Origin of the sequence: Bacillus halotolerans (assembly GCF_001517105.1) — a bacterium.
Classification (GTDB): domain Bacteria; phylum Bacillota; class Bacilli; order Bacillales; family Bacillaceae; genus Bacillus; species Bacillus halotolerans.
In genome coordinates this window covers 343894-369252 of record NZ_LPVF01000010.1, presented here as the reverse complement: position 1 = coordinate 369252, position 25359 = coordinate 343894, and the positions used below count along the sequence as shown (strand labels likewise).

Sequence of the window (25359 nt, the reverse complement as noted above, 5' to 3'; positions counted from 1 at the left end):
CATGATTAGCGAGTGAAAAACATGTCAACACTATTATGGCTTTTAAGCTTCACGCTTCACGGCGTTCTTCTGTACGCTGTCATTATCCTGTATATGAGGCTCGCAGCTGTGAAAGAAACAGAAAAACAGCAAAAGAAGCTGCTGGAAGAGACGGAGAACACACTTGCGGCATTTCTTCTTGAACTAAAAGAAGAAAATGAGAAGTTGATAGACAACTTGGATGTACCTTCTGTTCAAACTGAAGAAAAACAGAAGGAAGAGCATCAGCAGGCAGAACAACATCAGCAGGCAGAACAACATTCAGAGCGAGGTGCTGTTCAGGAAGAAAACAACGCTCTTCCCGAGCATATCGAAGGTCTGATCAACGAGGTTGAGAGGGCGGAAGAGAACGTAAACAGCGATGCCCGTTCATTTGAAGATGAAGTTATGTCATTATATGAACAGGGATATTCAGCTGGTGAAATTGCTCAGAAATTGAAGAGCGGAAAGACAGAAATCGAGCTATTTCTAAAATTTCGCTCCAAAGCTGTAAAGGATTCTTGATTGTCGCATAAAGCTGTGTTATATTATGTCTTGGTGTTAAATACACACGCTTAACGATTTATGCAGAGGGTGCTGCAGGCGGCAGTTCTGCACAAAAATGACCTAAGCGGAGGAAAAAAACCATTATATTAGGAGGAAATAACATGTCAGTCATTTCTATGAAGCAATTGCTTGAAGCTGGTGTTCACTTCGGTCACCAAACACGCCGTTGGAACCCAAAAATGAAGCGTTATATTTTCACGGAGCGTAACGGAATCTACATCATTGACCTTCAAAAAACAGTCAAAAAAGTAGAGGAAGCTTACAACTTCACTAAAAATCTTGCTGCTGAAGGCGGAAGAATCCTTTTCGTAGGTACAAAAAAACAAGCTCAAGATTCTGTTAAAGAAGAAGCTCAACGCTCTGGCATGTACTATGTCAACCAACGCTGGTTGGGCGGTACATTAACAAACTTTGAAACAATCCAAAAACGTATTAAACGTCTTAAAGACATTGAAAAAATGCAAGAAAACGGTACGTTTGAAGTACTTCCTAAAAAAGAAGTCGTTCAATTGAAAAAAGAATTAGAGCGTCTTGAAAAATTCCTAGGCGGAATTAAAGAAATGAAGGATCTTCCTGATGCATTATTCATCATCGATCCTCGCAAAGAGCGCATTGCTGTTGCGGAAGCTCGCAAATTAAACATCCCTATCATCGGAATTGTAGATACTAACTGTGATCCTGATGAAATCGATGTTGTTATTCCTGCGAACGATGACGCTATCCGCGCTGTTAAACTTCTAACTTCTAAAATGGCAGATGCAATCTTAGAAGCGAAGCAAGGCGAAGAAGAAGCGGAAGTTGCTGAAGAAACTGCACCAGAAACTGAAACAACAACTGCGTAACCTATTCAAAAGGTGATAAGAGGGACTGCCTTTTATCACCTTTTTTCAAGAAAAATGTCATGATACATATCTTGTTTAAACATATAAGGAGGAATACAAATGGCTATTACTGCACAGCAAGTAAAAGAACTGCGTCAAAAAACTGGCGCGGGTATGATGGATTGTAAAAAAGCGTTAACTGAAACTGATGGAGATATGGACAAAGCAATTGACCTTCTTAGAGAAAAAGGAATTGCAAAAGCAGCGAAAAAAGCTGACCGTATCGCAGCAGAAGGTTCAACTCTTATTAAAACTGACGGCAACAAAGGTGTTATTTTAGAAGTAAACTCTGAAACTGATTTCGTTGCGAAAAACGAAGGCTTCGTAGAGCTTCTTAATACATTGGCTGACCACCTTCTTGCAAACACTCCTGCAGATGTTGAAGAAGCAATGGGCCAAAAAATGGACAACGGCTCTACTGTAGAAGAGTACATTACAAGTGCAGTTGCTAAAATCGGTGAGAAAATCACGCTTCGCCGCTTTGCTGTTCTTACAAAAGATGACAGCTCTGCATTCGGTGCTTACCTTCACATGGGCGGACGCATCGGCGTATTAACTGTTCTTAACGGTACAACTGACGAAGAAACTGCGAAAGATATCGCAATGCATGTTGCTGCGGTTAACCCTCGTTATATTTCTCGTGACCAAGTATCAGAAGAAGAAACAGACCATGAGCGTCAAATCTTAACTCAGCAAGCTCTTCAAGAAGGAAAACCTGAAAACATCGTAGCGAAAATGGTTGAAGGCCGTCTGAACAAATTCTTCGAAGAAATTTGTCTTTTAGACCAAGCATTCGTTAAAAACCCAGATGAAAAAGTGAAACAAGTTGTTGCAGCGAAAAACGCAACTGTTGAAACTTTCGTTCGCTATGAAGTTGGCGAAGGTATCGAAAAACGTCAAGAAAACTTTGCTGAAGAAGTAATGAACCAAGTGAAAAAATAATGGTGAAAAGATGTCGCGATCAAGTCGCGTCTTTTCAGGCAGTATAGGGGACACACTTTGTGTTCCCTATTTTTAAAACTATATTTACAAACCTTTTTTTCTCTTGCATAATAGAAAACGGCAATGTTTACACTTGGAGGTTATTATGGAAAAACCAAAATACAAACGTATCGTATTAAAGCTTAGCGGGGAAGCATTGGCAGGGGAACAGGGTAATGGAATTAACCCTACTGTCATTCAATCCATTGCAAAGCAAGTGAAAGAAATCGCTGAGCTTGAAGTCGAAGTGGCTGTTGTAGTAGGCGGCGGCAACTTATGGCGCGGAAAAACAGGAAGTGACCTGGGCATGGACCGCGCAACTGCAGACTATATGGGGATGCTGGCGACAGTGATGAACTCGCTTGCTCTTCAAGACAGCTTGGAAACACTCGGAATCCAGTCCAGAGTGCAAACATCCATTGAAATGAGACAAGTTGCTGAACCGTATATCAGAAGAAAAGCGATACGCCACTTAGAGAAAAAACGTGTCGTTATTTTTGCTGCGGGTACAGGAAACCCATATTTCTCAACTGATACGACAGCTGCACTGCGCGCTGCTGAAATTGAAGCAGACGTTATTTTAATGGCTAAAAACAATGTTGACGGTGTGTATAATGCTGATCCTAGAAAAGATGAATCAGCTGTAAAATATGAATCGCTTTCTTACCTTGACGTTCTAAAAGACGGCTTGGAAGTGATGGATTCAACAGCATCATCTTTATGCATGGATAATGACATTCCGCTAATCGTCTTTTCTATTATGGAAGAAGGAAATATTAAACGCGCCGTGACAGGCGAATCAATCGGAACGATCGTGAGGGGGAAATAACGTGTCAAAAGAAGTATTAACACAAACGAAAGAAAAAATGGAAAAAGCAATTGCTGCTTATCAGCGTGAATTGGCTACTGTACGCGCAGGCCGTGCGAACCCATCTTTATTAGATAAAGTAACAGTTGAATATTACGGAGCACAGACACCTTTAAATCAGCTGTCTTCTATTAACGTGCCTGAAGCTCGTATGCTGGTCATAACACCATACGACAAGTCAGCAATCGGTGATATCGAAAAAGCAATTTTAAAAGCGGATTTAGGCTTAACGCCAACGAGCGACGGCAATATGATTCGCATTGCGATTCCTGCGCTAACAGAAGAAAGACGTAAAGAATTAGTCAAAGTTGTAAAAAAATATGCTGAAGACGCAAAAGTAGCTGTACGAAATGTACGCCGTGATGCGAACGATGATCTCAAAAAACTTGAGAAAAACGGAGACATCACTGAAGATGAGCTGCGTGCTTCCAATGAAGATGTTCAAAAACTGACAGATGAATATGTGTCAAAAATTGACAGTGTCACAAAAGACAAAGAAAAAGAAATCATGGAAGTTTAATGAAAAACTATGTACAATAGATAATAGTGAAAAGACCCTCTCATGTTTACAGGGGGTTTTTTTGTTAATACTGTTGATTACATTGGTTATCAGCAGGGAATGCAACCTTTTTGGGTGACGGAGGAATCTCATGCTCAACATACTCAAAAATTGGAAGAACCAGCAAACTGCGGCTTCCAACTTAGAACGCTATACAAAAGAAGACATACTTAAGGGGGAAATCCCCGAACACATCGCCATTATAATGGATGGAAATGGCCGTTGGGCTAAAAAACGCTCTCTCCCCCGAATTGCAGGCCACCACGAAGGAATGAAGGTGGTTAAAAGGACAACAAAGCTTGCTAACGAATTGGGTGTCAAGGTACTGACCCTGTACGCATTTTCAACAGAAAACTGGAAGCGGCCGAAAATGGAAGTTGATTTTTTGATGAAGCTTCCTGAAGAGTTTTTAAATACGTATCTACCGGAACTTGTTGAGGAGAATGTGCAGGTCCGGATTATAGGAGATGAATCAGCCTTGCCGCCGCACACAATGCGTGCGATTGAAAAGGCTGTAAAGGATACGGCGCAAAATGACGGGCTGATCCTTAATTTTGCTCTCAACTATGGAGGGCGTACTGAAATTGTCACTGCTGCAAAAACACTCGCGGAAAAAGTGAAGGATGGTTCTTTGAAAATAGAAGACATTGATGAGTCGCTTTTTTCTAATCATTTAATGACTGAATCTTTGCAGGATCCTGAACTTTTAATTCGAACGAGCGGCGAGATTAGACTAAGCAACTTTATGCTTTGGCAGGTTGCCTACAGTGAATTTGTCTTTACTGACGTTCTGTGGCCTGACTTTAAAGAAAATCATTTCTTGCAGGCGTTAGGAGAATATCAGCAACGGGGCCGGAGGTTTGGCGGAATTTAGAGGATGGTGGACATGAAACAAAGAATTTTGACAGGTGTTCTGGCAGCAATTGTATTTTTATTTTTAGTTATTGTCGGGAATTTGCCGTTCACCATATTAGTTTATGCAATGGGCAGTGTAGCGCTTTTTGAGCTTCTGCGGATGAAAAAACTTAAGCTGGTTTCACTGCCTGGATTGATCAGTCTTTTATTGTTATGGATGTTCTTAATGCCAAGCCAGTACTCTTTTTTTGAAGCGAATGGTATCTCGAAAATTGAAACGGCTTTGTTCGCAGTACTGATTTTACTGACGTACACAGTATTGGTGAAGAACACTTTTACCTTTGATGAAGTCGGCTTTATTACCCTTGCAACGATTTACATCGGAATGTGTTTTCATTATTTTATTGAAATCAGAAATCTTGATCAGCATGGGCTGACATACATTTTTTATGCCTGTGTCGTGATTTGGTCGACTGATTCCGGTGCATATTTTGTCGGGAAATCGCTTGGGAAACGAAAACTGTGGCCTGAAATCAGCCCTAATAAAACAGTTGAGGGATTTGTAGGCGGAATCGTCATTGCACTTGTACTTTCGACGATTTTTCAGCTTGTGGCAAACTTGCCGATCCCATATTTCTATCTGCTTTTGATCACACTGTTTTTGTCTGTTTTCGGACAGATTGGGGATTTAGTAGAATCCGCTCTGAAAAGACATTACGATGTAAAGGATTCTGGGAAAATTCTTCCCGGGCATGGCGGTGTGCTAGACCGTTTTGACAGTTTTTTGTTTGTCATGCCTTTCTTGTACTTTCTGCTTGCCCTTTTTTCATAAAAAAGTCTAATATGAATTAGAGACTGATTATGCAGCAAAAAGAATAGGAGTAGTGGCACTTTGAAAAATATTTGTCTTTTAGGAGCAACAGGATCAATCGGCGAACAGACTCTTGACGTATTGCGTACGCACCAAGACCAATTTCAGCTGGTATCTATGTCGTTCGGCAAAAATATTGATAAGGCCGTGCCGATGATAGAGGCCTTTCAGCCGAAGTTTGTATCTGTCGGTGATCTGGATACATATCACAAATTAAAACAAGTTTCTTTTTCATTTGATTGCCAGATCGGGCTTGGAGAAGAAGGCCTGATTGAAGCGGCAGTTATGGAGGAAGTCGATATTGTTGTCAATGCCTTGCTTGGGAGTGTCGGTCTCATTCCTACGTTAAAGGCGATCGAACAGAAAAAAACAATTGCGCTTGCAAATAAGGAAACTCTTGTCACTGCCGGGCATATAGTTAAAGAACATGCTAAGAAATACAATGTTCCGCTGCTGCCCGTTGACAGTGAGCATTCAGCCATTTTTCAAGCCCTGCAAGGCGAACAGGCTAAAAACATTGATCGCCTTATCATTACGGCGTCAGGCGGAAGTTTTCGGGACAAGACGCGGGAGCAGCTCGAATCAGTTACAATTGAAGATGCATTACAGCACCCGAATTGGTCAATGGGTGCAAAAATTACAATTGATTCGGCTACAATGATGAATAAGGGATTAGAGGTGATTGAGGCGCATTGGCTTTTCGATATTCCATATGAACAAATCGATGTGGTCTTACATAAGGAGAGCATCATCCATTCCATGGTAGAGTTTCATGACAAAAGTGTGATTGCACAGCTCGGCACTCCTGATATGAGGGTTCCGATTCAATATGCGCTCACCTATCCCGACCGATTGCCATTGCCAGACGCCAAAAGGCTCGAGCTGTGGGAAATCGGCAGTCTTCATTTTGAGAAAGCTGACTTTGACAGGTTCCGCTGCTTACAATTTGCCTTTGAATCAGGTAAAATAGGGGGAACAATGCCGACTGTGCTAAACGCGGCAAATGAAGTGGCTGTCGCCGCCTTTTTAGCGGGCAAGATATCGTTTTTAGCGATTGAAGACTGTATCGAAAAGGCATTAAACCGCCATCAGGTTATTCAAAAGCCTAGCTTGGCAGACATTCAGGAAGTGGACAAAGATACCCGGGGATACGTCAATTCAATACTCACATAAGGTGGTATGTTCGTGAATACAGTTATAGCGTTTATCATTATTTTCGGAACGCTCGTTTTCTTCCATGAACTGGGCCATTTGTTGTTAGCCCAAAGAGCGGGAATTCTGTGCCGTGAATTTGCGATCGGCTTTGGTCCAAAAATCTTTTCATTCAAAAAAAATGAAACGGTGTATACGATCAGACTTCTCCCGGTCGGCGGGTTTGTCCGCATGGCCGGCGAAGATCCGGAAATGATTGAGGTGAAACCCGGCTACACGATCGGGCTTCTTTTTAACAAAGAGGATCAGGTTGAAAAAGTCATCATCAATCAAAAGGAAAAATACCCGGATGCTTTAATTATCGAGGTGGAAACGGCGGACCTAGAGCATGATATGAAGATCACCGGCTATGAACAGGGGAAAGAGGATGAGCTTTCCAGCTTTAGTGTGAGTGAAACCTCCTTTTTCATTGTAGACGGAGAAGAAGTTCAGATCGCACCGTATAACCGCCAGTTTGGTTCCAAACCTGTGTGGCAGCGAATTAAGGCGATTGCCGCAGGTCCGATTATGAATTTCATATTGGCTTATGTCATTTTAGTGATGCTTGGGCTGATTCAGGGTGTTCCGTCAAATGAGCCTATGCTTGGACAGCTGACAGACAACGGACGGGCAGCCGAAGCAGGGCTAAAAGAAGGAGATTACATTCAAAGCATTAACGGAGAGAAGATGAGGTCCTGGACCGACATTGTCTCTGCGGTAAAAGAAAACCCGGAAAAAGAAATTGACGTTGAGGTAAAAAGAGATAACAAAACGCTCCACATTTCAGTTACTCCGGAAGCCGTTAAAGATGAGAACAAAAAAACAATCGGCCGCTTTGGTTCTTACGCGCCGACTGAGAAAGGCGTTCTCTCAGCAGTTGCTTATGGTGCAACATCAACTGTTGATGTTACAAAAGCGATATTAACAAATCTCAGTAAATTAGTGACAGGACAATTTAAAATTGATATGCTTTCAGGTCCTGTCGGCATATACGATATGACAGACCAAGTGGCAAAAACGGGAATCATTAATTTATTCCAGTTTGCTGCATTTTTAAGTATTAACCTTGGGATCGTCAACCTGCTTCCGATTCCGGCTCTTGACGGCGGAAGACTGTTGTTTCTATTTATAGAAGCCATTCGGGGCAAACCGATCAACAGAGAAAAAGAAGCCTTTGTGGTGTTTATCGGAGTCGCTTTCCTAATGCTTCTTATGCTGGTCGTTACATGGAACGATATCCAGCGGCTGTTTTTGTAAATGAAAAGTAAATCAATCAGAGGTGCGAAGAAATGAGACAAAGCTTGACGCTTATTCCTACGCTCCGTGAAGTTCCAGCTGATGCCGAAGCGAAAAGTCATCAGCTTCTTCTAAGAGCAGGATTTATCAGACAGAATACGAGCGGGGTATACAGCTATATGCCTCTTGCGTATAAGGTTATTCAAAACATTCAGCAGATCGTCCGTGAGGAAATGGAAAAAATCGACGCTGTAGAAATGCTTATGCCCGCGCTGCAGCAGGCTGAGACATGGCAGGAATCAGGCAGATGGTATACGTACGGTCCTGAACTGATGAGACTTAAAGACCGTCACGGCCGTGAATTTGCTTTAGGGGCAACGCATGAAGAAGTGATCACTTCACTCGTTCGCGATGAGGTTAAATCCTATAAGCGTCTCCCTCTGACTCTGTACCAAATCCAGTCTAAATTCAGGGATGAAAAACGCCCGCGCTTCGGTTTATTAAGAGGCCGCGAATTCATTATGAAGGATGCTTATTCTTTCCATGCTTCTGAAGAGAGCTTGGATGAAACATATCAAAAAATGTACAATGCGTATTCTAATGTTTTCGCCCGCTGCGGCATTAATGTAAGACCTGTTATCGCTGATTCAGGTGCCATGGGTGGAAAAGATACACATGAGTTTATGGCACTTTCTGAAATCGGAGAGGATACCATTGCGTACTCTGATGAATCACAATATGCAGCCAATATCGAAATGGCTGAAGTTCTTTATCAGGAAGTCCCTTCAAATGAAGAGCCTATCGCTTTAGAAAAAGTGCACACTCCTAATGTGAAAACGATCGATGAGCTGACTGCATTTTTACAGGTTTCAGCTGAAGCCTGCATGAAATCGGTATTGTTTAAAGCGGATGACCGTTTTGTTCTGGTGCTTGTACGAGGGGATCACGAAGTGAATGATATTAAAGTGAAGAATCTCCTGCATGCAGAGGTTATGGAACTTGCTTCCCATGAAGAGGTCGTTCAGCAGCTTGGAACAGAGCCTGGCTTTGTCGGACCTATCGGTGTGAATCAAGAGATTGACGTCTATGCAGATTTCGCTGTTAAAGCAATGGTTAATGCTGTTGCCGGTGCGAATGAAGGAGATTATCATTATAAAAATGTCAACGTAAGCCGTGATGCGCAAATTAAAGAATTTGCCGATCTTCGCTTTATTAAGGAAGGCGACCCGTCACCAGACGGCAAAGGTACGATCCGTTTTGCAGAAGGAATCGAAGTCGGACAAGTCTTTAAGCTTGGAACTCGTTATTCTGAAGCGATGAATGCGACATATTTAGATGAAAACGGACGAGCACAGCCAATGCTGATGGGCTGTTACGGAATCGGTGTTTCCAGAACCCTTTCTGCTATTGCTGAACAGCATCACGACGAAAAAGGCTTAATATGGCCAAAAAGCGTCGCGCCGTATGATCTTCATATTCTTGCGCTGAATATCAAAAACGATGCGCAAAAAGAATTGGCTGAAAAGCTGTACGGTGATTTAAAGGCGAAAGGCTATGAAGTGCTGTATGACGATCGTGCGGAACGTGCCGGCGTAAAATTTGCTGACTCGGATCTAATCGGTCTTCCAATCCGTATTACTGTCGGCAAACGGGCTGATGAAGGAATTGTGGAAGTTAAAATCCGCAAAACAGGTGAGTCAACAGAAGTTTCTGTTGATGAGTTATCTGCTTTTATCAGCAAGCAGTAAACACCATAACGATTTATCAAAAAACATGTTAAAATAGAAATAATAGAAGGTACCTCATTGCCTGAGGTACCTTCACTTATGATGTTTTTAGGGGGGATACTGTCTTAATGGAACAGTTATCAGTAAACAGAAGGCAGTTTCAAATTCTTCTGCAGCAGATTAATATGACAGATGATACCTTCATGACATACTTTGAAGATGGCGAGATTAAAAAGCTGACGATACACAAAGCATCTAAATCTTGGCATTTTCATTTTAAATTTAAATCTTTGCTGCCTTATCAAATATATGACATGTTAACCATGAGGCTGACGCAATCGTTTGCCCATATTGCAAAAGTGACGTCTTCAATCGAAGTGCAAGATGCCGAGGTTGATGAAGGCCTCGTGCAGGATTACTGGACACGCTGCATTGAAGAGCTGCAAGGCATTTCACCGCCGATTATCAGTCTCTTAAGCCAGCAAAAACCAAAGCTGAAGGGCAACAAACTGATTGTCAAAACAAAAACGGATACAGAAGCATCTGCTCTTAAGAACAAATACAGTGCGATGATTCAAGCGGGATACCGTCAATTTGGGTTTCCGGATTTTCAGCTTGATGCTGAAATATTTGTATCTGATCAAGAAGTGCAAAAGTTTCGGGAACAAAAGCTAGCTGAAGATCAAGAACGGGCGATGCAGGCTTTAATTGAAATGGAGAAGAACGATAAAGAAAGTGATGAAGATCAAGTTCCTTCAGGGCCTCTTGTTATCGGCTATCAAATTAAAGATAACGAGGAAATCAGAACACTTGACAGCATAATGGACGAGGAACGGAGAATTACGGTTCAGGGTTATGTGTTTGATGTGGAAACCAGAGAACTGAAAAGCGGGCGCACGCTGTGCATCTTCAAAATTACTGACTACACAAATAGTATCTTAATTAAAATGTTTGCAAGAGAAAAAGAAGATGCGGCTCTGATGAAGTCTCTGAAAAAAGGCATGTGGGTAAAAGCACGCGGAAGCATTCAAAACGACACCTTTGTCCGAGATCTGGTCATGATTGCAAACGATGTAAATGAGATAAAAGTAAAAAACCGTGAAGACACGGCGCCTGAAGGAGAAAAAAGGGTAGAATTGCATCTGCATTCCCCAATGAGCCAAATGGATGCTGTAACAGGCATCGGAAAGCTTGTTGAACAGGCGAAAAAATGGGGGCATGAGGCGATCGCTTTGACTGACCATGCTGTCGTTCAATCCTTCCCAGATGCTTATTCTGCTGCCCAAAAACATGGAATTAAAATGATTTACGGAATGGAAGCCAATATCGTGGATGACGGGGTGCCGATTGCTTATAATCCCGCACACCGTTTGCTTAATGAAGAAACATATGTCGTTTTTGACGTCGAAACAACCGGACTTTCCGCTGTGTATGATACGATTATTGAACTGGCGGCTGTAAAAGTGAAAGGCGGAGAGATCATTGATAAGTTTGAGTCATTTGCCAACCCGCATCGTCCGCTTTCGGCGACAATCATTGAACTGACAGGCATCACTGATGATATGCTGGTCGACGCGCCGGATGTAATAGACGTGATAAGAGATTTCAGAGAATGGATTGGCGATGATATTCTCGTCGCCCATAATGCAAGCTTCGATATGGGATTTTTAAACGTTGCTTTCAAAAAGCTTCTCCAAGTTGAAAAAGCAAAAAATCCTGTCATTGATACGCTGGAGCTCGGCCGATTTCTTTATCCGGAATTTAAGAATCACCGTCTGAACACGCTGTGTAAAAAGTTTAACATTGAACTTACACAGCACCACCGTGCGATCTATGATACCGAGGCAACCGCTTATTTGCTTTTGAAAATGCTGGAGGATGCTGCTGAAAAGGGCATTCAGTATCATGACCAGCTGAATGAAAATATGGGTCAGTCCAACGCTTATCAAAGGTCAAGACCGTATCATGCAACAGTGCTGGCGGTGAACAGCACAGGCTTGAAAAACTTATTTAAGCTCGTTTCACTTTCCCATATTCATTATTTTTACAGAGTGCCGCGTATTCCAAGGTCTCAGCTTGAGAAATACAGGGAAGGCCTTCTGATCGGTTCAGCCTGCGACAGAGGAGAGGTTTTTGAAGGCATGATGCAAAAGTCGCCGGAAGAGGTGGAGGATGTTGCGTCATTCTACGATTACCTCGAGGTTCAACCGCCTGAGGTGTACCGCCACTTGCTTGAGCTAGAACTGGTTCGCGATGAAAAATCGCTGAAAGAAATCATTACGAATATCACCAAACTCGGTGAAAAGCTTAATAAACCTGTTGTCGCAACAGGAAATGTTCATTATTTGAATGATGAGGACAAAATTTACAGAAAGATTTTAGTATCCTCTCAGGGCGGCGCGAATCCGCTGAACAGACACGAACTTCCGAAAGTGCATTTCAGAACGACAGATGAAATGCTTGAAGCCTTTTCCTTCTTAGGGGAAGAAAAAGCGAAGGAAATCGTGGTTACCAACACACAAAAGGTTGCATCTTTAATTGAAGACATCAAGCCGATTAAAGATGATTTATATACGCCGAAAATCGAAGGCGCTGATGAAGAAATCAGGGAAATGAGCTATCAGCGTGCACGTAGCATTTACGGAGAGCAGCTCCCTGAAATCGTTGAAGCGCGTATTGAAAAAGAACTGAAAAGTATCATCGGCCACGGCTTTGCTGTTATTTATTTGATCTCTCATAAACTCGTAAAGAGATCTCTCGATGACGGGTATCTGGTAGGGTCACGGGGATCGGTAGGTTCTTCATTAGTTGCGACACTTACTGAGATCACAGAGGTGAACCCGCTGCCGCCGCACTATATATGTGCTGAATGCCAGCATTCTGAGTTCTTTAATGACGGATCTGTCGGTTCAGGTTTTGACCTGCCTGACAAAATGTGTCCTCATTGCGGAACGCCTTTGAAAAAAGACGGGCACGATATTCCGTTTGAAACGTTCCTGGGATTTAAAGGGGATAAAGTACCTGATATCGATTTGAACTTCTCAGGGGAATATCAGCCGCAGGCCCACAATTATACAAAAGTATTGTTCGGAGAAGACAACGTATACCGTGCGGGAACGATCGGCACGGTTGCAGAAAAAACAGCTTACGGTTACGTAAAAGGCTATGCCGGCGATAATAATCTCCATATGCGCGGCGCCGAAATCGACCGGCTTGTGCAGGGCTGTACAGGTGTAAAACGGACGACTGGACAGCACCCTGGCGGTATTATCGTAGTTCCGGATTATATGGATATTTATGATTTCTCTCCGATTCAGTTTCCGGCAGATGCGACAGGTTCTGAATGGAAAACGACTCATTTTGACTTCCATTCCATTCATGACAACCTGCTGAAGCTTGATATTCTGGGGCACGATGACCCGACGGTAATCCGTATGCTTCAAGATTTAAGCGGAATTGATCCGAAAACGATTCCGACAGATGACCCTGAAGTAATGAAAATCTTCCAAGGAACCGAATCACTCGGTGTCACACAGGAACAGATTGGATGTAAAACGGGCACTCTGGGTATTCCTGAATTCGGAACCCGCTTTGTCCGGCAAATGCTTGAAGACACAAAGCCGACAACGTTTTCTGAGCTCGTTCAGATTTCAGGGCTGTCTCACGGAACAGATGTATGGCTCGGCAATGCGCAAGAGCTCATTCACAATAATATTTGTGAGCTGAGTGAGGTGATCGGCTGCCGTGATGACATTATGGTTTATTTAATCTATCAAGGGCTCGAGCCGTCACTGGCGTTTAAAATTATGGAATTTGTCCGTAAAGGAAAAGGTTTAACACCTGAATGGGAAGAAGAAATGAAAAATAACAATGTCCCAGACTGGTATATCGATTCCTGCAAAAAGATTAAATACATGTTCCCGAAAGCCCACGCCGCGGCTTATGTATTAATGGCAGTCCGTATTGCTTACTTTAAAGTGCATCACGCGCTTCTGTATTATGCGGCTTATTTTACGGTTCGTGCAGACGACTTTGATATTGATACAATGATCAAAGGCTCCACAGCAATCAAAGCCGTAATGGAGGATATCAACTCCAAAGGGCTTGATGCGTCGCCGAAGGAAAAAAACCTTCTCACAGTATTAGAATTAGCGCTGGAAATGTGTGAAAGAGGCTATTCATTCCAAAAAGTCGATTTATACCGCTCCAGCGCAACGGAATTTATTATTGACGGCAACAGCCTGATCCCGCCGTTTAATTCTATTCCTGGATTAGGTACGAACGCCGCTCTAAATATTGTAAAGGCCCGTGAAGAAGGAGAATTTCTCTCAAAAGAAGATTTGCAAAAGAGAGGGAAAGTATCAAAAACGATTTTAGAGTATTTAGATCGTCACGGCTGTTTGGAGTCATTGCCGGATCAAAACCAATTATCGCTGTTTTAGCATATAAAAGCCGAATTTCTTAAGAAATTCGGCTTTTATGCATACATGAGCGGCAAAAGTGCAATCGTATGAGTAGAGCCCCTGTGATCTGCTTAACAGCGTAAAGGTAAACGTATATCCATTTGCAATAAAAATATGGTTATGGTATAGTTTTATTGGAAATGCTAACGATTACCGAGGCAAAGAGTGGGGAAACCCGCTCTTTTGTATTGAACAAGACAATTTTGTCTCGACATGTTCATCGTTTACTTTAAAGCCCCTGCTCTTTTGAAGCAGGGTTTTTATGCAGAGTGACGAGACGAATATGATATCGACAGCACAAGGAGGAAGAACATGAGCAAAAAAGTGACTGACACCGTTCAAGAAATGGCTCAGCCAATCGTAGACAGCCTTCAGCTTGAACTCGTTGACATTGAATTTGTCAAAGAGGGTCAAAGCTGGTTCCTTCGCGTGTTTATTGATTCCGATGACGGTGTGGATATTGAGGAATGTGCCAAAGTAAGCGAAGCTCTAAGCGAGAAGCTTGATGAGGCAGACCCAATCAGCCAAAATTACTTTCTTGAGGTTTCATCCCCGGGAGCTGAGCGTCCATTAAAGAAAAAAGCCGATTTCGAAAAATCGCTTGGGAAAAATGTATACATTAAGACCTATGAGCCGATTGACGGCGTAAAAGTGTTTGAAGGACAGCTGGCTGAATTCGATGGACAAACAGTGACAGTTGAGATGACAATCAAAACAAGAAAGAAACGGATCGATATTCCGTATGAAAAAATAGCTAACGCAAGATTAGCTGTAACATTCTAATGAATACAAGTTTTAAGGGGGGAGACCGTTAACATGAGCAGTGAATTATTAGATGCTCTCACCATTCTTGAAAAAGAAAAAGGCATCAGCAAAGAAATTATCATTGAAGCAATCGAAGCTGCTTTAATTTCTGCTTATAAGCGAAATTTTAATCAGGCGCAGAATGTACGGGTGGATTTGAACCGTGAAACAGGTACAATCCGTGTATTCGCAAGAAAAGATGTCGTTGATGAGGTATACGATCAAAGACTGGAGATCTCAATCGAAGAGGCGCAAAGCATCCACCCGGAATATATGGTAGGCGATGTTGTAGAGATTGAAGTAACGCCTAAAGATTTCGGACGCATTGCAGCCCAAACAGCGAAGCAGGTCGTGACACAGCGTGTGCGCGAAGCTGAACGCGGTGTGATCTATTCTGAGTTTATTGACCGTGAAGAAGACATCATGACTGGTATCGTCCAGCGCCTGGACAATAAATTTATCTATGTGTCTCTAGGTAAAATTGAAGCTTTGCTGCCGGTTAATGAGCAAATGCCGAATGAAAGCTATAAGCCTCATGACCGCATTAAGGTTTATATCACAAAAGTAGAAAAAACGACGAAAGGCCCGCAGATTTATGTGTCAAGAACACACCCAGGCCTCTTGAAGCGTTTATTTGAAATCGAAGTGCCAGAAATTTATGATGGAACTGTAGAGCTGAAATCTGTTGCCAGAGAAGCAGGCGACCGTTCGAAAATTTCTGTTCGCACTGATGATCCTGATGTGGATCCGGTGGGCTCTTGCGTCGGTCCTAAAGGCCAGCGTGTTCAGGCGATTGTCAATGAATTAAAAGGTGAAAAAATTGACATTGTCAACTGGTCGAATGATCCTGTAGAATTTGTCGCGAATGCGCTCAGCCCTTCGAAAGTGCTGGATGTCATCGTGAATGAAGAAGAAAAAGCGACAACTGTTATTGTTCCTGATTACCAGCTGTCTCTGGCGATTGGCAAAAGAGGACAAAACGCACGCTTAGCTGCTAAATTGACAGGCTGGAAGATTGATATTAAGAGCGAAACAGACGCAAGAGAGCTTGGAATTTATCCGAGAGAACTTGAAGAAGACGACGAAGAGCCGCTCTTTACGGAGCCTGAAACTGCTGAATCGGATGAATAAGAGGTGACCTTAGGTGAATAAACACAAAAAGATCCCGTTACGCAAGTGTGTAGTGACTGGAGAAATGAAGCCTAAAAAGGAACTAATCCGAGTTGTACGTTCAAAAGAAGGCGAAATCTCAGTAGATCCGACCGGGAAAAAGAACGGGCGGGGTGCTTATTTAACGCTGGATAAAGAGTGCATCTTAGCAGCAAAAAAGAAAAACACTTTGCAAAATCAATTTCAATCACAAATCGATGACCAGATTTTCGAAGAATTGCTGGAACTGGCGGAAAAGGTGAAAAAATAAAATGTCTGGAATGGAATGGTTTCCCTTGCTGGGTCTGGCCAATCGAGCTCGTAAGGTCGTGTCAGGCGAGGACTTGGTTATTAAAGAAATCAGGAATGCGCGTGCGAAGCTTGTCCTGCTTACAGAGGATGCATCATCTAACACAGCAAAGAAAGTAACCGACAAGTGCAATTATTATAAAGTTCCTTATAAAAAAGTCGCGGATCGCGCGATTCTTGGACGCTCTATCGGTAAAGAATCCCGTGTCGTTGTCGCCGTCACTGACCAAGGTTTTGCGAATAAGCTGATCAGCTTGCTCGATTAATATTTTTGGGGGTGAACGAATGGCTAAAATGAGAGTATACGAATATGCAAAAGCGTTAAATGTTTCAAGTAAGGAAATTTTGACCGCACTGAAGAACATGGATTTAGAAGTGAATAATCATATGGCCATGCTTGAAGAAAAGGCCATTAAACAGCTTGATGCCAAATTTAAAAAAGGCGGCGCAGCCGTTAAATCTCAAAAGCCTGCGGAAACGAACAAAAACAAACAGCCGCAAGGGGTAAATCAGCAGTCTGCTGGAAATCAACCAAATAAAATTCGAGACGGAAAGAAGAATGACGTGCAGAATAATCAATTTAACAAAAACAAGAAGAATAACAACAACAAAAAAAATAAACGCAACAATAACAACAACAGAAACCAACATCAGCAAAAGCCTGTGAAGCCGAAAAAAGAGCTTCCTGAAAAAATTACGTTCTCAGGCACTTTAACAGTCGGCGCACTGGCTGAAGAGCTTGGCAAAGAGCCTTCTGAACTCATCAAAAAACTGATGCTTCTTGGTGTTATGGCGACCATTAACCAAGAGCTCGATAAAGACACAATCGAACTGATTGCATCAGAATACGGTGTTGAAACTGAAGAAGTTATTGTCCTTGAAGAAACTGAATTAGAGAAATACGAAGAGCCTGACAAAGAAGAGGATCTTGAAATTCGTCCTCCTGTCGTTACAATCATGGGTCACGTTGACCATGGGAAAACAACGCTTCTTGACAGCATCCGTAAAACAAAGGTTGTTGAAGGAGAAGCTGGCGGAATCACTCAGCATATCGGAGCCTACCAAATCGAAGAAAACGGCAAGAAAATCACTTTCTTGGATACCCCGGGTCACGCCGCATTTACAACAATGCGTGCACGCGGTGCGGAAGTAACCGATATTACGATCCTGGTTGTAGCTGCGGATGACGGTGTAATGCCGCAAACAGTAGAGGCGATCAACCACGCGAAAGCGGCAGAAGTGCCGATCATCGTTGCTGTGAATAAAGTTGATAAAGAAGCTGCAAACCCTGACCGTGTGATGCAAGAACTGACAGAGTACGGACTTGTGCCTGAAGCTTGGGGCGGAGAAACGATTTTTGTTCCGCTTTCCGCTTTAACTGGAAAAGGCATTGATGAACTCGTTGAAATGATTTTGCTTGTCAGTGAGGTAGAGGAACTGAAAGCGAACCCGAACCGCCAGGCAAAAGGAACTGTTATTGAAGCGGAACTTGATAAAGGCAGAGGGTCAGTTGCGACATTGCTCGTACAGACTGGAACACTGCATGTCGGTGATCCGATTGTAGTCGGCAATACATTTGGCCGTGTCCGTGCAATGGTCAATGATATTGGTCGCCGTGTGAAAACAGCGGGACCGTCTACTCCGGTTGAAATTACCGGTCTAAATGACGTGCCTCAAGCGGGAGATCAATTCCTTGTCTTTAAAGATGAAAAAACAGCTCGTTCTGTTGGAGAAGCACGTGCTTCCAAACAGCTTGAAGAGCAGCGCAGCGATAAAGCAAAGCTGAGTCTTGACGACTTATTCGAGCAAATTAAACAAGGTGATGTAAAAGACATCAACCTAATCGTAAAAGCTGACGTTCAGGGATCTGCCGAAGCTTTAACAGCCGCACTTCAAAAAATTGAAGTTGAAGGCGTTAAAGTGAAAATCATCCACACAGGCGTTGGTGCAATCACAGAATCTGACATTATTTTAGCATCTGCTTCCAATGCAATTGTTATCGGGTTTAATGTGAGACCGGACGGTAATGCTAAGAGTACGGCTGAAGCTGAAAACGTAGATATTCGTCTTCACCGTATTATTTACAAAGTAATCGACGAGATTGAAGCAGCTATGAAAGGTATGCTTGATCCTGAATATGAAGAAAAAGTAATAGGTCAAGTAGAAGTGCGCCAAACATTTAAAGTGTCTAAAATCGGTACGATTGCCGGCGGATATGTTACTGAAGGAACAATTACGCGCGACAGCGGCCTCCGTTTAATTCGTGACGGCGTCGTAATCTTCGAAGGCGAAGTGGACGTTCTGAAACGCTTTAAAGACGATGTGAAAGAAGTTTCACAAGGCTACGAATGTGGTATAACGATTAAGAAATACAATGACATTCGTGAAGGTGACATCCTTGAAGCGTATGTCATGCAAGAAATTGAAAGAAAGTGATCGGATTTGCGGAATGTGAATGCATCATTTATGATGCAGGATCGTTAAAAGAAAAGCGCGCCGTTCTGAAGCGGATCTTAACCAGGGTTCAAAATAAGTTCAATGTTTCGATTTCAGAGATTGGCTACCAGGACACATGGCAAAGAACCAGCTTTGGAATCGCCGCTGTTTCTTCCTCTCGCGTTCAGACAGAAAAAGAATTGCAGCGTGTTCTTGCGTTTATCGATTCTTTTCCTGAAATTGAACGGACGATCACTAGAACAGAGTGGTTTTAACTTAGAGGTGATTGAATTGAGTATGAGAGCAAACCGTGTCGGCGAGCAAATGAAAAAAGAACTCGGTGATATTATCAGCCGAAAGCTGAAGGATCCGAGAATTGGTTTTCTGACAGTAACGGATGTACGTGTATCAGGTGATTTACAAATTGCAAAGGTGTATATTTCCGTTCTCGGAGACGAGAAAAAAAGGGAGGAAGCACTGAAAGGGCTTGCTAAGGCGAAAGGGTTTATTCGCTCTGAAATCGGCAGCCGTATCAGACTTCGTAAAACGCCTGAAATTGAATTTGAGTTCGATGAATCAATTGATTACGGAAATCGAATCGAAACATTGATTCACCAATTGAATTCAGAGAACCCGTCTGAATAACAAATGAAGAGGATAGGCGTTCGTCGTCTGTCCTCTTTTCTGCGTTTTGAAGAAAATCCTCACAACAGAAGGAGTGAAAGGCATATGGTTAACGGAGTTCTCCTTTTACATAAACCGGTCGGCATGACATCGCATGATTGTGTCATGAAGATCCGGAAGCTGCTTAAAACAAAAAAAGTCGGACATACGGGAACGCTTGATCCTGAGGTATCAGGTGTGCTTCCGATTTGTGTGGGCCGGGCTACCAAAATTGTCGAATATTTAACTGAGAAGTCTAAAACATATGATGCTGAAATTACGCTTGGTGTTTCAACGACGACAGAGGATCAAACCGGAGAAACCGTTGAAACAAAGCCAGTAGATCAAGCTGTTGATGAAGCAGAAGTAGAAAAGGTTTTAAACAGTTTAAAGGGGCAACAAGAACAGATTCCCCCGATGTATTCCGCAGTAAAGGTAAACGGCAAAAAATTATATGAATATGCAAGAGCGGGACTTGAAGTAGAACGGCCAAAACGTCTTATTACCATTGAAGATATTGTGCTCACTACAGGGGTTAAACATAATGGAGAGACAGCGAGTTTCCGGTTTACAGTAACATGTTCAAAAGGAACCTATGTGCGCACATTGGCGGTTATGATTGGCGAAAAGCTTGGATATCCGGCTCATATGTCTCATTTGATCCGTACGGCATCCGGTGACTTTTCTCTTGATGAATGCTTTACGTTTGAAGAGCTGGAAGCTCAAGCCGAGTCCGGAACTGTAGCAGACCATACAGTCTCTATTGAACGTGCGCTCAATCATTTGCCGAAATGGATCATAAGTGATACATTAGCTAAGAAAGTAGAAAATGGGGCTTTGCTTGAAACACCAGAACAATTCTCGGATCTGACTAGTGACGACCGTCTCGCAGTCTATACGGAATCCGGAAGCTGTCTGGCGATTTATTTCCCTCATCCTACAAAACACGGGCTGTTAAAGCCGGCAAAAGTATTGATGCAAAAAAGCGAACAATAGAAAAAAGGTGACCGTTCTGTGAAGACGATACATATTACACATCCGCATCATTTAATAAAAGAGGAGCAGCCAAAGTCTGTGATGGCGTTAGGTTATTTTGACGGCGTTCATTTAGGGCATCAAAAGGTAATCGGCACAGCTAAACAGATAGCTGAAGAAAAGGGTCTGACATTAGCCGTGATGACCTTTCATCCCCATCCTTCCCATGTGCTGGGCAGGGATCGGGAACCAAAGGATCTGATTACCCCTCTTGAAGATAAAATCAGCCAAATTGAACAATTAGGCACGGAGATTCTGTATGTCGTTAAATTCAATGAAGTGTTTGCTTCTCTGACTCCTAAGCAGTTTGTTGATCAGTATATTTTAGGCCTTAATGTACAGCATGCAGTGGCAGGCTTTGATTTTACGTACGGAAAATACGGCAAAGGAACAATGGAAACGATGCCGATTGATTTAGATGGAAAAGCTGATTGCACAATGGTGGAAAAATTGACGGAGCAGGATAAAAAAATCAGCTCCAGCTATATTCGGACTGCACTTCAAAACGGAGACGTTGAACTGGCCAATGTCTTGCTTGGACAGCCCTACTTTATTAAAGGAATTGTCATTCACGGAGATAAAAGAGGGCGGACAATCGGGTTTCCGACGGCCAATATCGGCTTAAATAACAGCTATATTGTCCCGCCGACCGGTGTATATGCCGTCAAGGCGGAAATAAACGGCGAGATTTACAACGGCGTTTGCAATATCGGCTATAAGCCGACGTTTTATGAAAAACGTCCGGAACAGCCTTCAATTGAGGTCAATTTATTTGATTTTGATCAAGAAGTATACGGAGCCGCTATAAAAATTGAATGGTATAAACGAATTCGGAGCGAGCGCAAGTTCAACGGCATTCAAGAATTAACAGAGCAAATTGAGAAAGATAAGCAGCAAGCGATCCGTTATTTCAGCAATTTGCGGAAATAACATGCAGCGCACACAAATTTTATTCTAAAATATTTGCATATAGGCTCGATTTTTAGTATGATAGTTTTCGTAGTCTTAAAACCTTTGCTTGGCAATCCGAAGTCACCGACGGTTGCTAGGTAACTGGGGCTAAATATTATTTGGAGGTGAAACAGGATGGCAATTACTCAAGAGCGTAAAAACCAACTCATCAGCGAGTTTAAAACACACGAATCTGATACTGGATCTCCAGAAGTTCAGATCGCTATCCTAACTGATTCAATTAACAACTTGAACGAGCATTTACGTACTCACAAGAAAGACCACCATTCACGTCGCGGTCTTCTTAAAATGGTAGGTAAGCGTCGTAATCTTCTTACGTATCTGCGTAATAAAGACGTAACTCGTTACCGTGAGTTAATTAACAAACTAGGCTTACGTCGATAATCGTAAAAAGCGGGAGGATTCCCGCTTTTTTATCGTATAAAAGCGAAAAATTTTTTATAACTAATCATTGAAATCCTTTTACATACTACTTTGACATTGATATGTTCAATCCATTTCGTTCATAATAGGAGTAATTGATTATTTCACACAACGAAGAGAGGAGTTCGTAATCGTATGGGACAAGAAAAACACGTCTTTACCATAGATTGGGCCGGAAGAACGCTTACTGTTGAAACCGGCCAGCTTGCCAAACAGGCAAATGGTGCTGTTATGGTTCGCTACGGCGATACAGCAGTACTCAGTACAGCAACCGCTTCAAAAGAACCGAAACCGCTTGATTTCTTCCCGCTTACTGTAAACTACGAGGAAAGATTGTATGCGGTAGGTAAAATACCTGGCGGGTTTATTAAAAGAGAAGGACGTCCAAGTGAAAAAGCCATTTTGGCGAGCCGTTTAATCGACCGTCCGATCCGGCCTTTGTTCGCCGATGGATTCCGTAATGAAGTTCAAGTCATCAGCATCGTCATGAGTGTTGATCAAGACTGCTCTTCAGAAATGGCTGCTATGTTCGGTTCATCGCTTGCACTTTCTGTATCAGACATCCCGTTTGAAGGACCGATTGCAGGGGTAACTGTCGGACGCATTGATAATCAATTTGTTATTAACCCGACGGTTGATCAGCTTGAGAAAAGTGATATCAATCTTGTCGTTGCCGGAACTAAAGATGCAATTAACATGGTGGAAGCAGGAGCAGACGAAGTTCCTGAGGAAACGATGCTAGAAGCGATTATGTTCGGCCATGATGAGATTAAACGCCTGATTGCATTCCAAGAAGAAATTGTTGCAGCTGTCGGCAAAGAAAAATCAGAAATTAAGCTTTATGAAATTGACGAAGAGCTGAGTGAAAAAGTTAAGGCTTTAGCAGAGCAAGATCTGCTGAAAGCAATCCAGGTTCATGAAAAACATGCCCGTGAAGATGCCATTAATGAAGTGAAAAACACAGTTGTGGCAAAATTCGAGGATGATGAGCATGACGAGGAAACAATCAAACAAGTCAAACAGACTTTGTCCAAGCTTGTCAAAAATGAAGTGCGCCGCCTGATTACTGAAGAGAAAGTAAGACCTGACGGCCGCGGAGTCGATCAAATCCGCCCGCTTTCTTCAGAGGTTGGCCTCTTGCCGAGAACACACGGTTCCGGATTGTTCACAAGAGGACAGACTCAGGCTCTCAGTGTTTGTACGTTAGGTGCTCTCGGAGATGTGCAAATCCTTGATGGTTTAGGTGTCGAAGAATCGAAACGGTTTATGCATCATTACAACTTCCCGCAATTCAGCGTCGGGGAAACTGGACCGATGCGCGGACCGGGACGCCGTGAAATCGGACATGGAGCTCTTGGTGAGCGTGCGCTTGAGCCTGTTATTCCATCTGAAAAAGATTTCCCTTATACTGTCCGTCTTGTATCCGAAGTGCTTGAATCAAACGGTTCCACTTCTCAGGCAAGTATTTGTGCAAGCACACTTGCGATGATGGATGCCGGTGTACCGATTAAAGCACCAGTCGCAGGTATTGCAATGGGACTTGTCAAATCAGGCGAACATTATACTGTTCTGACTGATATTCAAGGCATGGAAGATGCGCTTGGAGACATGGACTTTAAAGTTGCCGGAACTGCAAAGGGCGTAACGGCGCTGCAAATGGACATTAAAATTGAAGGCCTCTCCAGAGAGATTCTTGAAGAAGCGCTTCAGCAGGCGAAAAAAGGAAGAATGGAAATCCTCAACAGTATGCTTGCTACATTAAGCGAATCAAGAAAAGAGCTTTCTCAATATGCGCCTAAGATTTTAACAATGGCTATTAATCCTGATAAAATCCGCGATGTCATCGGACCTAGCGGAAAACAAATCAATAAAATCATCGAAGAGACCGGTGTTAAAATTGATATCGAGCAGGATGGCACAATCTTTATTTCGTCGACAGTTGAAAGCAGCAACCAAAAAGCGAAGAAAATCATCGAAGACCTCGTCAGAGAGGTTGAAGTCGGCCAGCTTTACTTAGGTAAAGTAAAACGAATTGAAAAGTTCGGTGCTTTCGTTGAAATTTTCAGCGGAAAAGACGGTTTGGTGCACATTTCAGAGCTTGCGCTTGAGCGTGTAGGAAAAGTTGAAGATGTTGTCAAAATCGGAGACGAGATTCTTGTGAAGGTTACTGAAATCGATAAGCAAGGACGGGTCAACTTGTCTCGTAAAGCTGTGCTCCGTGAAGAGAAAGAAAAAGAAGAACAACAATCTTAAATGAAAACATGAAAGGAGCCTGGGAGACCCGGCTTCTTTATTTTGACGCTTTAAAAAGCAAGCGGGTTCTACCTTGTCCTTCTCCTTCATAATGTGAGGTGAGGGGGGGACAGAACATGTACAAAAAATTTGTACCGTTTGCCGTTTTTCTATTTCTTTTTTTGTTTCATTCGAGATGATGAAAAATCCGCACACACTTGATTATATAGGGGCAATGAAACAAGATACGGTGACCGTCTCGGCGTCCAAAGACCCGTTATATGAAGAATTGCTTCAAAAGGCGCCAGATTATGAAGTAAAGCCTCAGAATGCAAGAATAGACAAGGTGTGGAAAAGCATTCCCGGTTACAATGGTTTAAAGGTCAATATTGAAAAATCATATAAAAAAATGAAAAAGCACGGTGAGTTTCGGGAAAACGATTTAGTGTACAGTCAAATAAAACCAAGCGTTCATCTTGAGTCTCTTCAGCCAGAGCCTATTTACAAAGGGAATCCGGAAAAACCGATGGTGGCTTTTTTAATTAATGTGGCATGGGGAAACGAATATTTGGAAAGAATGCTCCCTGTCCTTCAAAAGCATAACGTGAAGGCTACGTTTTTTCTGGAAGGCAATTGGGTGAAAAACAATGAACAGCTGGCTAAAAAGATTGCGGAAGAAGGACATGAAATCGGAAATCATTCATACAATCATCCGGATATGAGCAAACTGACTACAGGAAGAATTTCCGAACAGCTCGACAAGACGAATGAGCAAATAGAAAAAACGCTCGGCGTCAAGCCGAAATGGTTCGCTCCGCCAAGCGGGAGTTTCAGGAAAGCGGTTGTTGACATTGCAGCTAAGAAACATATGGGAACAGTGATGTGGACAGTTGATACAATCGACTGGCAAAAACCGGCTCCGTCTGCACTTCAAACGCGGGTGTTAAGCAAGATACATAATGGTGCCATGATTCTAATGCATCCGACCAATCCCACGGCGGAAAGTCTTGAAGCGCTGATTACAAAGATAAAAGATAAAGGATATGCGCTTGGAACAGTCACTGAACTAATGGATGAAACAAGACTGTTGAAGTAACAGGGCAGGCAGCCAGTCTTTGA

At 42.7% G+C, this 25359-nt stretch carries 22 protein-coding genes and 1 pseudogene; all 23 read left to right on the top strand.

Annotation, left to right across the window (positions count from 1 at the left end; translation table 11 throughout):
- The first annotated feature begins 21 nt into the window (after positions 1 to 21).
- The 23 genes and pseudogenes from AU387_RS12215 to AU387_RS12105 all read left to right on the top strand — a co-directional run bounded on the left by AU387_RS12215 (position 22) and on the right by AU387_RS12105 (position 25336).
- Complete coding sequence (locus AU387_RS12215) at positions 22 to 543, top strand: hypothetical protein (RefSeq protein WP_059335789.1); 522 nt, start codon at positions 22 to 24, stop codon at positions 541 to 543.
- Between the two features lie 143 nt (positions 544 to 686).
- The gene (rpsB, locus tag AU387_RS12210) at positions 687 to 1427 is read left to right on the top strand and encodes a 30S ribosomal protein S2 (protein WP_024121418.1); all 741 of its coding nucleotides are present in this window, start codon (positions 687 to 689) and stop codon (positions 1425 to 1427) included.
- 99 nt (positions 1428 to 1526) lie between these two features.
- Positions 1527 to 2408, top strand: a complete 882-nt coding sequence (gene tsf / locus AU387_RS12205) for a translation elongation factor Ts (RefSeq protein ID WP_024121419.1) — start codon at positions 1527 to 1529, stop codon at positions 2406 to 2408.
- 145 nt (positions 2409 to 2553) lie between these two features.
- Complete coding sequence (pyrH, locus tag AU387_RS12200) at positions 2554 to 3276, top strand: UMP kinase (RefSeq protein ID WP_010334275.1); 723 nt, start codon at positions 2554 to 2556, stop codon at positions 3274 to 3276.
- 1 nt (position 3277) lies between these two features.
- Entirely contained in the window at positions 3278 to 3835 is a 558-nt protein-coding gene (gene frr / locus AU387_RS12195; protein ID WP_024121420.1) for a ribosome recycling factor, read from the top strand.
- 130 nt (positions 3836 to 3965) lie between these two features.
- Positions 3966 to 4748: an undecaprenyl pyrophosphate synthase gene (uppS, locus tag AU387_RS12190; protein ID WP_024121421.1), complete on the top strand. Its 783-nt coding sequence runs from the start codon at positions 3966 to 3968 to the stop codon at positions 4746 to 4748.
- Between the two features lie 3 nt (positions 4749 to 4751).
- Positions 4752 to 5561, top strand: coding sequence for a phosphatidate cytidylyltransferase (gene cdsA, locus AU387_RS12185; RefSeq protein WP_081638302.1), 810 nt, complete (start codon positions 4752 to 4754; stop codon positions 5559 to 5561).
- A 60-nt stretch (positions 5562 to 5621) separates the two neighbouring features.
- The gene (gene dxr, locus AU387_RS12180) at positions 5622 to 6773 is read left to right on the top strand and encodes a 1-deoxy-D-xylulose-5-phosphate reductoisomerase (RefSeq protein ID WP_044155869.1); all 1152 of its coding nucleotides are present in this window, start codon (positions 5622 to 5624) and stop codon (positions 6771 to 6773) included.
- A gap of 6 nt (positions 6774 to 6779) precedes the next feature.
- The gene (gene rseP, locus AU387_RS12175; RefSeq protein WP_081638303.1) at positions 6780 to 8048 is read left to right on the top strand and encodes an RIP metalloprotease RseP; all 1269 of its coding nucleotides are present in this window, start codon (positions 6780 to 6782) and stop codon (positions 8046 to 8048) included.
- A 32-nt stretch (positions 8049 to 8080) separates the two neighbouring features.
- Positions 8081 to 9775 carry a proline--tRNA ligase gene (gene proS / locus AU387_RS12170; RefSeq protein ID WP_059335788.1) on the top strand — a complete coding sequence of 565 codons (1695 nt, stop codon included), beginning with the start codon at positions 8081 to 8083 and terminating at the stop codon, positions 9773 to 9775.
- 107 nt (positions 9776 to 9882) lie between these two features.
- Positions 9883 to 14196, top strand: coding sequence for a PolC-type DNA polymerase III (locus tag AU387_RS12165; RefSeq protein ID WP_059335787.1), 4314 nt, complete (start codon positions 9883 to 9885; stop codon positions 14194 to 14196).
- A gap of 333 nt (positions 14197 to 14529) precedes the next feature.
- Positions 14530 to 15000 carry a ribosome maturation factor RimP gene (gene rimP, locus AU387_RS12160; protein ID WP_024121427.1) on the top strand — a complete coding sequence of 157 codons (471 nt, stop codon included), beginning with the start codon at positions 14530 to 14532 and terminating at the stop codon, positions 14998 to 15000.
- 33 nt (positions 15001 to 15033) lie between these two features.
- Positions 15034 to 16152 (top strand): transcription termination factor NusA, encoded by a 1119-nt coding sequence (gene nusA, locus AU387_RS12155; RefSeq protein ID WP_024121428.1) that lies wholly within the window; start codon positions 15034 to 15036, stop codon positions 16150 to 16152.
- Between the two features lie 13 nt (positions 16153 to 16165).
- Positions 16166 to 16441: a glucose-induced regulator RulR gene (gene rulR / locus AU387_RS12150; protein WP_010334283.1), complete on the top strand. Its 276-nt coding sequence runs from the start codon at positions 16166 to 16168 to the stop codon at positions 16439 to 16441.
- Position 16442: 1 nt separating this feature from the next.
- On the top strand, positions 16443 to 16745 hold the full coding sequence (locus tag AU387_RS12145; protein ID WP_024121429.1) for a YlxQ family RNA-binding protein: 303 nt from the start codon (positions 16443 to 16445) through the stop codon (positions 16743 to 16745).
- 19 nt (positions 16746 to 16764) lie between these two features.
- Positions 16765 to 18915 (top strand): translation initiation factor IF-2, encoded by a 2151-nt coding sequence (gene infB / locus AU387_RS12140; RefSeq protein ID WP_044155863.1) that lies wholly within the window; start codon positions 16765 to 16767, stop codon positions 18913 to 18915.
- Positions 18912 to 19190 carry a DUF503 domain-containing protein gene (locus AU387_RS12135; RefSeq protein WP_003220950.1) on the top strand — a complete coding sequence of 93 codons (279 nt, stop codon included), beginning with the start codon at positions 18912 to 18914 and terminating at the stop codon, positions 19188 to 19190. Before infB ends, AU387_RS12135 begins: the two co-directional genes overlap by 4 nt.
- Positions 19191 to 19206: 16 nt before the next feature.
- Entirely contained in the window at positions 19207 to 19560 is a 354-nt protein-coding gene (rbfA, locus tag AU387_RS12130) for a 30S ribosome-binding factor RbfA (RefSeq protein ID WP_010334286.1), read from the top strand.
- 84 nt (positions 19561 to 19644) lie between these two features.
- Complete coding sequence (gene truB / locus AU387_RS21780; protein ID WP_059335786.1) at positions 19645 to 20574, top strand: tRNA pseudouridine(55) synthase TruB; 930 nt, start codon at positions 19645 to 19647, stop codon at positions 20572 to 20574.
- Positions 20575 to 20592: 18 nt separating this feature from the next.
- Positions 20593 to 21543, top strand: coding sequence for a bifunctional riboflavin kinase/FAD synthetase (gene ribF, locus AU387_RS21775; protein ID WP_059335785.1), 951 nt, complete (start codon positions 20593 to 20595; stop codon positions 21541 to 21543).
- A 156-nt stretch (positions 21544 to 21699) separates the two neighbouring features.
- Positions 21700 to 21969 carry a 30S ribosomal protein S15 gene (gene rpsO / locus AU387_RS12115; RefSeq protein ID WP_003154182.1) on the top strand — a complete coding sequence of 90 codons (270 nt, stop codon included), beginning with the start codon at positions 21700 to 21702 and terminating at the stop codon, positions 21967 to 21969.
- Positions 21970 to 22143: 174 nt separating this feature from the next.
- Positions 22144 to 24261, top strand: coding sequence for a polyribonucleotide nucleotidyltransferase (gene pnp, locus AU387_RS12110; protein WP_044155857.1), 2118 nt, complete (start codon positions 22144 to 22146; stop codon positions 24259 to 24261).
- A gap of 116 nt (positions 24262 to 24377) precedes the next feature.
- Positions 24378 to 25336, top strand: a pseudogene (locus AU387_RS12105) (polysaccharide deacetylase family protein).
- The last annotated feature ends 23 nt before the right edge of the window (positions 25337 to 25359 follow it).

Excerpts from the sequence above, each read along its gene's own strand:
- AU387_RS12215 (WP_059335789.1), top strand. The coding sequence starts at position 22 with ATGTCAACACTATTATGGCTTTTAAGCTTCACGCTTCACGGCGTTCTT.
- rpsB (WP_024121418.1), top strand. The coding sequence starts at position 687 with ATGTCAGTCATTTCTATGAAGCAATTGCTTGAAGCTGGTGTTCACTTC.
- tsf (WP_024121419.1), top strand. The coding sequence starts at position 1,527 with ATGGCTATTACTGCACAGCAAGTAAAAGAACTGCGTCAAAAAACTGGC.
- pyrH (WP_010334275.1), top strand. The coding sequence starts at position 2,554 with ATGGAAAAACCAAAATACAAACGTATCGTATTAAAGCTTAGCGGGGAA.
- uppS (WP_024121421.1), top strand. The coding sequence starts at position 3,966 with ATGCTCAACATACTCAAAAATTGGAAGAACCAGCAAACTGCGGCTTCC.
- cdsA (WP_081638302.1), top strand. The coding sequence starts at position 4,752 with ATGGTGGACATGAAACAAAGAATTTTGACAGGTGTTCTGGCAGCAATT.
- rseP (WP_081638303.1), top strand. The coding sequence starts at position 6,780 with ATGTTCGTGAATACAGTTATAGCGTTTATCATTATTTTCGGAACGCTC.
- proS (WP_059335788.1), top strand. The coding sequence starts at position 8,081 with ATGAGACAAAGCTTGACGCTTATTCCTACGCTCCGTGAAGTTCCAGCT.
- AU387_RS12165 (WP_059335787.1), top strand. The coding sequence starts at position 9,883 with ATGGAACAGTTATCAGTAAACAGAAGGCAGTTTCAAATTCTTCTGCAG.
- rimP (WP_024121427.1), top strand. The coding sequence starts at position 14,530 with ATGAGCAAAAAAGTGACTGACACCGTTCAAGAAATGGCTCAGCCAATC.
- nusA (WP_024121428.1), top strand. The coding sequence starts at position 15,034 with ATGAGCAGTGAATTATTAGATGCTCTCACCATTCTTGAAAAAGAAAAA.
- AU387_RS12145 (WP_024121429.1), top strand. The coding sequence starts at position 16,443 with ATGTCTGGAATGGAATGGTTTCCCTTGCTGGGTCTGGCCAATCGAGCT.
- infB (WP_044155863.1), top strand. The coding sequence starts at position 16,765 with ATGGCTAAAATGAGAGTATACGAATATGCAAAAGCGTTAAATGTTTCA.
- truB (WP_059335786.1), top strand. The coding sequence starts at position 19,645 with ATGGTTAACGGAGTTCTCCTTTTACATAAACCGGTCGGCATGACATCG.
- rpsO (WP_003154182.1), top strand. The coding sequence starts at position 21,700 with ATGGCAATTACTCAAGAGCGTAAAAACCAACTCATCAGCGAGTTTAAA.
- pnp (WP_044155857.1), top strand. The coding sequence starts at position 22,144 with ATGGGACAAGAAAAACACGTCTTTACCATAGATTGGGCCGGAAGAACG.